Source organism: Mesorhizobium sp. M4B.F.Ca.ET.017.02.2.1 (assembly GCF_003998955.1).
GTDB classification, from domain to species: Bacteria; Pseudomonadota; Alphaproteobacteria; order Rhizobiales; family Rhizobiaceae; genus Mesorhizobium; species Mesorhizobium abyssinicae.
The window spans coordinates 1-11,519 of the sequence record NZ_RZOF01000201.1; the positions used below are offsets into that span (position 1 = coordinate 1).

Annotated in this window: 10 protein-coding genes and 1 pseudogene; 2 read left to right on the forward strand and 9 right to left on the reverse strand. The window is 66.5% G+C overall.

Annotated elements, in window-relative coordinates; translation table 11 throughout:
• Positions 1 to 907: ABC transporter ATP-binding protein (locus EN738_RS21765; RefSeq protein ID WP_145966896.1), on the forward strand; the 907-nt coding region annotated here is incomplete at its 5' end.
• 75 nt (positions 908 to 982) lie between these two features.
• Here EN738_RS21765 and hutH read toward each other — a convergent pair.
• Both hutH and EN738_RS21775 read right to left on the reverse strand, forming a co-directional pair.
• The gene (gene hutH / locus EN738_RS21770) at positions 983 to 2,464 is read right to left on the reverse strand and encodes a histidine ammonia-lyase (RefSeq protein ID WP_127285515.1); all 1,482 of its coding nucleotides are present in this window, start codon (positions 2,462 to 2,464) and stop codon (positions 983 to 985) included.
• The gene (locus EN738_RS21775; RefSeq protein ID WP_127285516.1) at positions 2,461 to 3,462 is read right to left on the reverse strand and encodes an ornithine cyclodeaminase family protein; all 1,002 of its coding nucleotides are present in this window, start codon (positions 3,460 to 3,462) and stop codon (positions 2,461 to 2,463) included. Before EN738_RS21775 ends, hutH begins: the two co-directional genes overlap by 4 nt.
• Positions 3,463 to 3,574: 112 nt before the next feature.
• Here EN738_RS21775 and EN738_RS21780 point away from each other — a divergent pair, with 112 nt between their 5' ends.
• On the forward strand, positions 3,575 to 5,023 hold the full coding sequence (locus tag EN738_RS21780; RefSeq protein WP_127285517.1) for a DHA2 family efflux MFS transporter permease subunit: 1,449 nt from the start codon (positions 3,575 to 3,577) through the stop codon (positions 5,021 to 5,023).
• A 112-nt stretch (positions 5,024 to 5,135) separates the two neighbouring features.
• On the opposite strand, the gene EN738_RS21785 is transcribed toward EN738_RS21780, so the two are convergent.
• From EN738_RS21785 to EN738_RS21815, 7 genes and pseudogenes are all read right to left on the reverse strand, one after another.
• Positions 5,136 to 6,023 (reverse strand): amidohydrolase, encoded by an 888-nt coding sequence (locus tag EN738_RS21785; protein WP_189605922.1) that lies wholly within the window; start codon positions 6,021 to 6,023, stop codon positions 5,136 to 5,138.
• Positions 6,023 to 7,198 (reverse strand): VWA domain-containing protein, encoded by a 1,176-nt coding sequence (locus EN738_RS21790; RefSeq protein WP_127285519.1) that lies wholly within the window; start codon positions 7,196 to 7,198, stop codon positions 6,023 to 6,025. Before EN738_RS21790 ends, EN738_RS21785 begins: the two co-directional genes overlap by 1 nt.
• Positions 7,199 to 7,287: 89 nt before the next feature.
• Entirely contained in the window at positions 7,288 to 8,169 is an 882-nt protein-coding gene (locus EN738_RS21795) for a MoxR family ATPase (RefSeq protein WP_127285520.1), read from the reverse strand.
• A gap of 7 nt (positions 8,170 to 8,176) precedes the next feature.
• Positions 8,177 to 9,181: a molybdopterin cofactor-binding domain-containing protein gene (locus EN738_RS36785; protein ID WP_127285521.1), complete on the reverse strand. Its 1,005-nt coding sequence runs from the start codon at positions 9,179 to 9,181 to the stop codon at positions 8,177 to 8,179.
• Position 9,182: 1 nt separating this feature from the next.
• Positions 9,183 to 10,550 carry a xanthine dehydrogenase family protein molybdopterin-binding subunit gene (locus EN738_RS36790; protein ID WP_127285522.1) on the reverse strand — a complete coding sequence of 456 codons (1,368 nt, stop codon included), beginning with the start codon at positions 10,548 to 10,550 and terminating at the stop codon, positions 9,183 to 9,185.
• Between the two features lie 13 nt (positions 10,551 to 10,563).
• Positions 10,564 to 11,046, reverse strand: coding sequence for a (2Fe-2S)-binding protein (locus EN738_RS21810; RefSeq protein ID WP_127285523.1), 483 nt, complete (start codon positions 11,044 to 11,046; stop codon positions 10,564 to 10,566).
• A 114-nt stretch (positions 11,047 to 11,160) separates the two neighbouring features.
• Positions 11,161 to 11,519: pseudogene (locus EN738_RS21815) on the reverse strand (xanthine dehydrogenase family protein subunit M); the annotation flags it as partial.

Genomic DNA, 11,519 nt, shown 5'->3' on the forward strand with positions numbered 1-11,519 from the left:
TCCCGACACCGGCCGCATCGCCATCGGCGGCGAAAGCGTCGAGCGCGTGCCGGTCGAGAAGCGGCGGATCGGTATGGTGTTCCAGAATTATGCGCTGTTTCCCAATATGAGCGTCGCCGACAACGTCGCCTTCGGCCTGTCGGTGCGCGGCGAGCCGAAGGCGTCGATCGCCACCGAAGTGCAGCGCGCGCTCGACCTCGTGCAGCTCGGCAAGCTCGGCGGCCGCCGGCCGCACCAGCTCTCCGGCGGCCAGCGCCAGCGCGTGGCGTTGGCGCGCGCCATCGTCACCAAGCCGCGCGTGCTGTTGCTCGACGAGCCGCTCGGCGCGCTCGACAAGGCGCTGCGCGTCGACATGCAGATCGAGTTGAAGCGCATCCAGCGCGAGATCGGCATCACCACCATCTTCGTCACGCACGACCAGGAAGAGGCGCTGACGATGAGCGACCGCATCGGCATCCTGCGCGATGGCAGGCTGGTGCAGGAGGGGCCGCCGGAGGAGATCTACGACCGGCCGCAAAGCGAGTTCGCCGCGACCTTCCTCGGCGACGCCAACATCTTTCGCGGCGACGCGACCGGCAATGGGATCAGGCTGCTCGACGGCACGACGATCGCCGCTGCCTCTGGGCCTTCGCTGGCAGCCGGCGCCAGGGCGAGCTGCGCGGTGCGGCCGGAGCGGATCCAGATCTCGACCGGCGCGGCGAAGCCCGATGCGGACAATGCCAATACGCTCAAGGGACAGGTGTCCAAGCGTATCTTCGCCGGCAACAACAGCACCTATTTTGTCGACCGCGACGGCCAGACGCTGAAGGTGATCGTGCAGAACACCGGCGCCGAAAGGTTGGCTGAAGGTCAGCCGGTGGTGCTCAGCTGGTCGCCGGACAGTACTGTGCTGATCGCGGCGGGCTAATCGACGCCGTCGGGGGGTCATCTGAAGCGTGTCGCGCTGACGCCGATTCAAGAAACGCGGCTAACTCTTTGTTTTTCAGGCCCGCCAAGAGCCGTCGGCGAGCGCGGCGTAGAGCACGTTGGCATTGGCTCCGAGCGGCCTGTCCTCTTTGAGCGCCGGGACATGCGTGCGGACAGAAGCGTGGATGACAGCGGTTGCCGGCGCCAGCGTGATCCCTTCACGCAGGTCAACGGCCTGGGCCGCCGCCATCAGTTCCATGGCGATCAGGCGTCGCCACAGTACGATCATGTCGGCGCATTTCGAAACCGCCAGAAGCGTTTGCGTTGCGTGATCCTCCACGCCTTCCGAGACCGGCAGGTAATCGAGCATCACGGGGTTGGCCTTATGGCGGATCGCGGCCAGGATCGCCGTAACGGTCTTCTGCAGAGGCACGAAGCCGGCGGAGGCGCCGCCGAGCGGCGACAGGTATTTGGGCAGGCCGTTGCGGCCCGAGCCGGTGAGCTGGATGAAGCGAGCGGCGCAAGCCCCCGCGCATTGCGCGATTGCCAGGCCAAGCGTCTCGAAGGCGAGCGCGAGTGACGCGGTGTGAAAGTTGCCGGTCGACAGCACCAACGCGTCTTCGACCAGCACCAGCGGATTGTCGGCGGCGGCGTTGAGCTCGATCTCGACCGCCAGCCTGGCATGATCGATCGCCTGGATCAGCGCCCCGTGGATCGAGGGCATGCAGCGGATCGACAGCGGATCCTGCAAGCTCGTCGGCGTCGTTTCATGATCACGCGCGAGCAGGTCGCGCAGCGTCCTTGCCGCCAGCAATTGGCAGGCCGCGGGCCGCGCGACATGCAGGCGCGGATCGAGAATGGTGCGGTTGGCCGCGAGCGCTTCCATGGTCAGCGCGCCGGCCTGCGGCTGCTGTTCCATCGCCGACAGCGCGTCGACAAGTGCCAGTGCGCCGGCGCCGGTGGAGACCGCCGAAGCATTGACCAGCGACAAACCGTCCTTCGGCGCCAGGCTGACAGGAGGGAGGCGCGCCATCATAAGCGCCTTGGCCGAAGGCATGCGCCGGCTTTGGTAGTCGGCGTCGCCTTCGCCGATCAGCGTGTGGGCGATCGCCGTCATCATCACCAGGTCGCCGGCGCCGATCGAGCCGAGCGCCGGCATCACCGGATGCACGCCTGCGTTCAGCATTTCCACCAGCGCGCTGAACACATGCGGCGACAGGCCCGAGCCGCCGGCTGAAAGCATGGCGATGCGGGCAAACATCGCTGCCCGCACGAGCTGGATGGGCAACGCGTCACCCACGGCGGCGCCGCGCCCATCGAGAAGCTGGCGCTGGAAGGCGCTGGCGTCGCCCTCGACTGCGGTGCCGAGATTGGCGCCGAGCCCGGTGTTCAGGCCGTAGATCTGCTGGCCGGCGGCGGCAGCTTCATCAAGGACTTTGCGCGCCTTGGCCAGGTGTTCCATGACGGAGGGCGTGACCTCCACCTTGGCCGCACTGCGCGCGGCAGCGGCGACATCCTCGATGCTGACGCCGGCGCCGGTGAGGACGAGCGGGGTCATGCGAAACGCAGCCTCTGGCCGACGCCTTGCGTGCCGGCCTTGGCCAGCATCGCCTTGCCGAGCGCGATGTCTGAGAGCGACAGGCCGCGATGCCAGAACAGGATGGTCTCGTCGTCGCCCTGGCGGCCAGGCTTCAGGCCGGCGGCGATCTGGCCGAGTTCGGCATGCAACGTCGCCTCGCTCAGCCGCCCGGTCTCGACATGGGCGCGCAGCGAGCCGAACTTGCCGCTCTTGCACTGGCCCCAATCGTCGACGACGATCTTCCCCATGATGTCGGTCAAGGACAGCTCCACCGCGCTCATCGTGCCATAGGGCACCACCAGCGCGCCCGGCTTAATCCATTCGGTCTTGAGCAGCGGCTGCGGTTCGTTGAGCCGCGAGGCCTCGACGACGATGTCGGCTCCGTCGACGCAGCTTTTCCAGTCGGCGACCGCGGTGACTTTCTTGCCGAGGTCGGCCGACAGTTTCGCCGCGAAAGCATCGCGGCTTTCCGGCCGGCGCGAATGGACGCGGATCTCGTCGAAGTCGAAGAGATGGTCGAGCAGGCGGACGTTCCAGTAGGCGGTGCCGCGCGCGCCGATATGGCCGAGCACCTTGGATGTCTTCTTCGCCAGGTGCTTGGCGCCGATGGCGGTGACGGCGCCGGTGCGCATGTCGGTGATGACGGTGGCATCGAGGATGGCGCGCGGCGTGCCGGTGCGTGGATCGAACAAATTGAGGATGCCGAATTCCGAAGGCAGGCCGTGCAGATAGTTGTCGACGTAGTCGCCGACGATCTTGACGCCGGCGGCGTCGAGCGGCGCCACGTAGCCGCGCAAGACATTGAAATGGCCGTGGAATGACGGGTCCGGCGCGAGATGGACGCGCGGTTCGATCACCGTCTGGCCCTTGCCTTGAGCGACAAGGCCGGCCTCGACCGCGCCGATGATCTCGGCATCGGTCATCGCCAGCGCTTCGATATCGAGAGCGTTGAGATAGTCGATATAGATGGGCTTCATCCCATTTCCCCTCTTAGGCCCACTTTCCCATAACAGGCGGCGAGGCACCACAAAAGTTTGTTGGATAACCACTGGACTAGGCTGGTCCAATGCTGTTCAAACCAGGTCCGTCATGAGCAGCATCCCCGACAATCCGATGTTGTCCCAGCCGTCGACAGCCATGCCGGCGCGCCAGGCACGGCGCGTGGCGCTGATCGTCGCCGTCGCCTTCTTCATGCAGCTCTTGGATTCGACGATCATCTCGACGTCGCTGCCGCAAATGGGCCAGTCCTTCGGCGTGCAGGCGGTGGCGATGAGCATCGGCATCACCGTTTACATGCTGGCCATGGCCGTGTTCGTGCCGCTGTCCGGCTGGCTTGCCGACCGTTTCGGCGCGCGCAACGTCTTCCTGGTCGCCATTGCCCTGTTCACCCTGGCCTCGATGGCCTGCGGCCTCTCACATAACCTTTCGCAATTTGTCGCCGCCCGCGTCGTGCAGGGTCTTGGCAGCGCGCTGATGACGCCGGTTGGCCGCATCCTGGTGCTGCGCAATGCGTCGAAGTCGGAGCTGATCGCCGCCACCGCGCTGATCACCTGGCCGGCGCTGTTCGCGCCGGTGGTCGGACCGGTGCTTGGCGGCTTCATCACCACCTATCTCTCCTGGCACTGGAATTTCTTCATCAACATCCCGCTCGGCCTGGCCGGCCTGCTGCTGGTCGCCCGCTTCGTTCCGGGCGACCGCGAAGCCGAGACCAGGCCGCTCGACTGGCCGGGGTTCGTGCTCACCTCGCTCGGGCTCGCCGCGATGCTCTACGGGCTGGAGCGCATCGCGCATCCAGAGGACGGCGTCTTGCCGACCGTGGCGCTGATTGCCGCCGGCGTGCTGATCGGCTGGCTGGCGGTGCGGCACCTCGCGCGCACGCCGCATCCGCTGCTCGACCTCAAGGCGTTCAAGGTCCTGACCTTCGCCATCTCGACGCTGTCGGCCGGAACGATTTTCCGAGTGTCGATCAATGCCACCCCGTTCCTGCTGCCGCTGCTGTTCCAGGTCGGCTTCGGCTTACGGCCGGTCGATGCCGGCTTGCTCGTCCTGGCCTATTTCCTCGGCAATCTCGGCATGAAGGCGGTGACGACGCCGACGCTGAGGCGTTTCGGCTTCCGTCGCGTGCTGGTCGTCAACGGCCTGATCGCCTCGCTCGCGGTGATGGCCTGCGCGGCGATCTCGCCTGAAACGCCGCAGGCGCTGGTGGTGGCGCTGATGCTGGTCGCCGGCCTGTCGCGTTCGATGCAGTTCACCGCGCTCAACACGCTGGCTTTCGCCGATATCTCGGGCGCGCAGCGCAGTTCGGCGGCGACGCTGTCCAGCATGCTGCAGCAGATATCGATGCTGTTCGGCGTGGCGGTCGCGGCGGCGGTCCTCAATCTGTCGCAGATCGCGAGGGGCGGGGCAGCACTCGATCTCGTCGATTTCCGCATCGCCTTCCTGGTGGTCGGCGGAATCGGCCTTGCGGCCGCCTTCCGCTTCCTGGTGCTGCCGCCGGCGGCGGGCGCCGAGGTTTCAGGCCATTCGCCGCGGAATTGACATCCGGATTTTGGGCCGATCGCCGAGATAAACTTCGCTCCGCCTTTGGTCGCGCCCTCATCCGTCTCGGGGCCGCGCGCCGATCCACCGTCTCCCACAGGGGCGCAGGCTCTCATGCCGGTCGATAAACCCTTTCCGCAGTGATCCAGAAGATATCCGCTTCTGCCGCCGCGCCGTGCCTGGCCACCGCCGCGCGGTGCGCCTTGATCAGCTCGGCGTGGCTGGTCCACAGCTTCTCGATCGGGAAATTCGAGCCGAACATCAGATGGTCCGAGCCGAGGATATCGATCGCGTTGTCGACGATGTAGGCGATCAGCGCCGGATCGTTGCGGTGGACGAAGGTGCCCAGGCCGGACAGCTTGGCGTAGACATTGGGCGCGGCGGAGAGCGTGCGCAGGCCGGTCTTCCATGCCTCGGTGGTTTCCGGTTCCATGCCGGTCAGCATGCCGGCATGGGTGAGGATGAAGTTGGTCTGAGGGTTCTCGCCGACCAGCGTCAGGCCGTCCTTCATCTGCGCCGGGAAAAGCTGGAGGTCGAAGGACAGGCCGTAGTCCTTCAGCCGCGCCACATTCTTCCGCACTGTGGGATCGATGACCTGGTCTGCCGAGGCGGCGAAGCGGAAAGCCGGCGTCTCGTGCCAGTGCAACTGCATGCGCACGCCGCGCAGCAGCTTGTATTTCATCAGCCGGTCGATCTGCGGCCGGACATCGTCGACGGTCATGTCGGCAAAGCCGACGATGGCGTGCGGCCAGCCGGTTTCGTCGGCGGTCTTCTGCAGGAAGGCGACTTCCTTCTCGAAATCCTCCTTGGCCCAGTTGGTCTGGACATAGACGGTCTTTTCGACGCCAGACCCCTTCTGGTCTTCGAGGAATTCCTCGATTGGATAGTCGCGGCGGATCGGCTCGTAGGGGCCGAAGATGCGCGGCACCATCGGTCCCACCAGCCAGGGCTGGTCCTTCTGGCGCCAGATGTGGAAATGCGAGTCGATCGCCTTCTGCATCACGATACCCTTTTCCAGATGGCCTCGGCCGACGGAGCGGGCCGGGCGAGCGACAGGATGAAATCCGTGAAGCTCTTCAGCGACGAGCCGTCGACCAGATCGTCGAGCACCGGCAGGATGGCGCGCAGCGCCGCCGTCGCCGGCCGGAAACGCGGATCGCCGGCGAGCGGCGTCGCCAGCGACAATCGGAAGGCGCGGGCGCTCAGGCGACGCATCGCGGTCTCGAGATCGGCGTGGTCGCCGCGCTCCAGCGCATCCGAAAGGATGACCACTGCCGCGCCGCGGGCGAAGGCGGAAAACCGTGGCACCGAAAGGAAGGCGAGCAGCGGCGGCCCCATGCGGGTACCGCCGTCCCAGTCGTCGACCAAAGCCGCTGCCCGGGCGAGCGCCTGGTCGCGATCGCGGATACGCAGCGCCGAGGTGATGCGCGTGAGCCTCGTGCCGAAGGTGAAGACTTCGGCACGGTCGGCGCTCTGCACGGCGGCGTGCGCCAACTTCAGGTAATCGGAGGTGTGGAGCTTCATCGAGCCGGAGACGTCGATGAGCAGGAGCAGCTTGCGCGGCACGGTCTGCCGGCGGCGGAGCTGCGGCGAAGGAATGTCGCCGTCTGCGCTGACGATTTCGCTGAGTGAACGCCTGAGGTCGAGCGTGCCGCGCGAGCGGGTGCGGATGGTGCGGAAGGAGCGGCGGGCGGGCAGGGCGGAGGCGAGCCCGCGGCGGAATGCGCCAAGACCGTCGGCGTCGCGCTGGAAATCGCGGCTGCTCAACTGCTCGCGCGCCGAGAACAGATCGCCGCCCTTCTCATGGCGAGCGGCCTGGCTTTCTTCCTCGCGCGTGCCACGATCGTCCTTGATGCGGGTTTCATCCTCTTCGCCCTCGATCGACGGTTTGACGTCGCCATAGAAGTGGCTGCGGAAATGCGCGTCGAATTCGATGCGACGGTCGGGCGAAGGCGCGAGCGTGGCAAGTGCGGCCTCGCGGATGTCGTTCATCGAGCGCGGCCCAAGCAGTGTCACCGCCTGCATGAAGCTGGTGGCCTGTTCCGGCGCGACGGCGAAGGCGTGGCGGCGCAACAGGCGGGCAAAGCCAAGGAAGGGCGCGGCGGCGCGGGGCAAGCTTTCCTCGCCCCGTTCACGGGGAGAGGATGCCGGCAGGCAGGTGAGGGGCGGCGCCATCGTCTGCCCATGTTGGCGCCGCCCCTCATCCGCCCCTTCGGGGCACCTTCTCCCCGTGAACGGGGAGAAGGGATTGTTGAGGTCGCGGCTCACGCCAGTGACTCCTCGACGATCCTCCCAAGTTCCGGCGCGATCGCGGACAGATCCTCCTCGTCCTTGATCAGCAAGCCGATAGCGCGGCGAAAGGCTTCCGGCCACGGGTTGCCGCCCTTTTCGAGAATGGTGGCGGCATTCGCCCATTCCACCGCCTCGGCAATGCCGGGCGGCTTGGCCAGCGGGCGGGCGCGGATCTGCTGCACGGCATTGGCCACCGCGCGCGCCGTCGCCTCGGCGACATCGCCCGCGCGCAGCATGATGATCTCGGCTTCGCGCGCGGCGTCGGGGTAGCCGATCCAGTGGTAGACGCAGCGCCGGCGCAGCGCCTCGGCCAGCTCGCGGGTGCGGTTGGAGGTCAGGATGACAATCGGCTGCGTTGCGGCGCGGATCGTGCCGCGTTCCGGGATGCTGATCTGGAAATCGGAGAGGAATTCAAGCAGCAGGGCTTCGAATTCGTGGTCGGAGCGATCGATCTCATCGACCAGAAGCACACGCTGTTCCGGCGCGCGCAGGACCTGGAGCAGCGGCCGCGCGATCAGGAAGCGATCATCATAGATGTCGATCTCGTGCTCGCCGGCATGGCGGATGGCGAGCAGCTGGCGCTGGTAGTTCCATTCATAGAGCGCATGCGCGGCGTCGATGCCTTCATAGCATTGCAGGCGCACCAGCTCGCGGCCGAGCAGTTCGGCCACTGCCTTGGCGGCTTCGGTCTTGCCGACGCCCGGCGCGCCTTCGAGCAGCAGCGGTTTTCCCAGCCGGATCGCCAGGAAGATTGCGGTCGCAAGGCTGTCGTCGGCGAGATAGCGCGAGGCGGCAAGGCGTGCCGCCACCGCTTCCGGCGAAGCCGCGATCTGTTCGGCGTCGGCGCGGGTCATTGTCCGCTCAACCCGCGGCTTGCGCCTTTAGCGCGCGCAGGATGCGCTCGGGCGTGATCGGTAAAGTGTCGATGCGCACGCCAACGGCGTCGAAGACGGCATTGGCGACCGCCGGGATCTGCGGGTTGGCGCACATCTCGCCCGGCCCCTTGGCGCCGAACGGACCGTCCGCTGACGGCCGTTCCAGCACGATGATCTCGGTCTCGGCGAGATCGCCGGGACCCGGCATCAGATATTGGTTGAAGTCGGTGCCGCCATGGTCGCGGTTCGGATAGTAGGGCTCGGTCGTCTCGTAGAGCGCGTGGCTGATGCCCATCCAGGAACCACCGACGAGCTGCTGCTCGACCATCTTGGGGTTCAGCGCGCGGCCGATCTCGAAGACGTTCTTGACGTTGAGCACCGTCACCTCGCCGGTTTCGTCGTCGACGTCGACCTCGGCCACCGTACAGGCATGCGCGTAGCAGGTCGACGGCTTCATCGCGCCGGTCTCCTTCTCCGGATAGGAGCGCGGGATCAAAAACATGCCGCGGCCGGAGATCGAGCGGCCGCGCTTGAAATGCGCCGACAGCGCGACGTCGAAGATCGAGATCGATTTCTGCGGCGCGCCCTTCACCAATATGTTGGCCTGGCCGTCGGTCTCGAGGTCCGAGGCGTTGACTTCCAGCTCTTCCGCCGCCACTTCCAGCATCACCTGGCGGGCTTCCCTGGCCGCCTGAATGACGGCGTTGCCGGCGCGGTGCGTGCCGCGCGAGGCAAAGGTGCCCATGCAGTGCGGGCCGGTGTCGGTGTCGGCGGTGTCGATGATGACGCGATCGGTCGGCACGCCGATGGTCTCGGCGCAGATCTGCGCCATGATCTGCTTCATGCCCTGGCCGAGGTCGACGCTGGAGAGCGTGACCATGAAATTGCCGGTCGGGGTCGAATGGACCAGCGCCTGGGTGGGGTCGCCGCCGAGGTTCATGCCGGTCGGATAGTTGATCGCGGCGACGCCGCGTCCGCGCCGTATCGCCATCTCAGCCTCCCTTCCTGTAGGACGACATCGCCATGAATTTCTCCGCCACAGGCCAGTTGGCGGCGCGCGAGGCTTCCTGCATGCACTCGATCAGCGCCGCGCCCTCGGTCGGCTGGCGATGCGCCTTCATGTCGCCGTCGCGGTAGGCGTTGATGAAGCGGAACTCGAGCGGGTCCATGCCGATCAGCCGCGCCAGCTTGTCCATCTGCACCTCCAGCGCGAAGTCGCCGATGGTGACGCCGAAGCCGCGCATGGCGGAGGAGGGGGTGCGGTTGGTGTAGACGCAATAGGTGTCGATCCAGACATTTGGGATCGTGTAGGGCCCTGGATAGTGCGCCGCACCCTTCTGCGCGCCATAGGGCGAATGGCGCGAATAGGCGCCGGCGTCGGTGTAGCCGGTCACCTTGCGGGCGACGATGCGGCCGTCCTTCATGACGCCGTCCTTGATCACCACCTTTTCGGCCGCGCGGGGCGACGAAATCTGCATCTCCTCCTCGCGGCTGTAGATGAAACAGACCGGTCGCCCGGTTAATTTTGCGCCGAGGATGGCAATCGGTTCGACGATGACGTCGACCTTGCCGCCGAAACCGCCGCCGACGGTGCCGCCGACGAAATGCAGTTTCGAGCCCGGCATCTGCAGTATGATCGAGGCGTTGTCGAGGGTGAAGAACATCGCCTGCGTGTTGGTGTAGCAGGTGAAGCGGTCGTTGCCCTCGGGCGCTACGACACAGCCGGTCGTCTCGGTCGGCGCATGCTCGATCGGCGAAGACTGGTAGGTCTGCTCGAGGATGTGGTCGGCCTCGGCAAAGCCCGCCTCGACATCGCCGAAGCGGACCTTGCGGCACTCGCCGCTGTCATACAGGTAGTGGTTCTGGCCGTGGTATTCGTTGACGAGCGGCGCGCCGGGCTTCAGCGCCTCCTCCATGTCGAAGACGGCGGGCAGCACCTCGTAGTCGACCTTGACCTTGGCCGCTGCCTCCTGCGCCGCGCGCTCGGTTTCGGCCAGCACCGCCACCACCGCCTCGCCCTTCCAGCGCACCTTGCCGTCGGCGAGCACGGTTTCGTCCTCCGGCCCGATCTGGATCAGGATCAGGATGGTGTAGACATTGTGCGGCACGTCCTTGGCCGTCAGCACCTTCACCACGCCCGGGTGCTTCTCGGCTTCCGAGGTGTCGATCGCGCGGATGCGGGCGTGATGGTGCGGGCTGCGCACCATCTTCAAATGCAGCATGCCCGGAAAATTGCGGTCGGCGAAATAGGCGGTCTTGCCGGTGACATGGCCGGGCGAATCGAGCCGCAGCCTCGGCTGTCCGATCTCGTGCAGGCCGTCCTTGCGCTGATCGGCGAAATAGCTCTTGCGCAGTTCCATTCTCTTGGTCCCCTCAGGCCGCGTTCTGCGAATTGGCGCGCGCGGCGGTGAGCACGGCCTGGATGATCGGCTCATAGCCGGTGCAGCGGCAGATGTTGCCGGACAGCGCCTCGACCACCTCTTCGCGGCTGGGACTGGGCGTGCGGTCGAGCAACACCTTGGCGGCCATGATCATGCCTGGCGTGCAGAAGCCGCATTGGGTGGCGAAGGCATCGAGGAAGGCGCGCTGCAGCGGATGCAGCACGCCGCCCTCGGCGAGACCTGCCGTGGTCCTGATGACGGCGCCGTTGCAGGTCTCGGCCAGCGTCAGGCAGGAGAGCCTCAGCTCACCGTCGACGATGACCGAGCAGGCGCCGCAGGTGCCCTGGTGGCAGCCGCCTTTCGGCGAGGTGTCGCCGATCTTGTCGCGGAGTGCGTGGAGCAGCGTCGTGCCGCTGTCGATGAACTCGGCTTTTTCCGAGCCGTTGAGCGTGAACTGGACCGGGACCTTCGCCATGTGTTTCCTCCCAGCGCGCCTGCCCGGATATCCGGACAGACGCGCGCCCCCGACGTGTAAGACTTCCTGCCTGTCGCAATCCCAAAATCGCTACGCGCTTTTGGGCGACAGGCATCATGCGAGCAGCAGCCGGCCGAGATGGACCGGCAGCACTTCGGCGCGATACCAGGCGCTGGCGACCGGATCGGTGATCGGCGCTATGCCCTCGTTTGCCACGGCCAGCGCCGGCGCGATCTCCCCGCGCGTCAGCCGGCAGCCGAGCAGCGCCTTCTCGGCCGCCCGGGCGCGCATCGGCCGGTCGGCCATGCAGCCAAGCCCAATGCGCGCGGAAGTGATCGTGCCGTCGTCCGCCCGTTCCAGCAACGCGGCGATGCTGAGCACCGAAATGCCCTTGGGCTTGATCCGCGACACTTTGAGAAAGCGGAAGCTCTCCGGGCGGGGCAAGGCGAAGGTGACGGAGGTGACGATGGAAC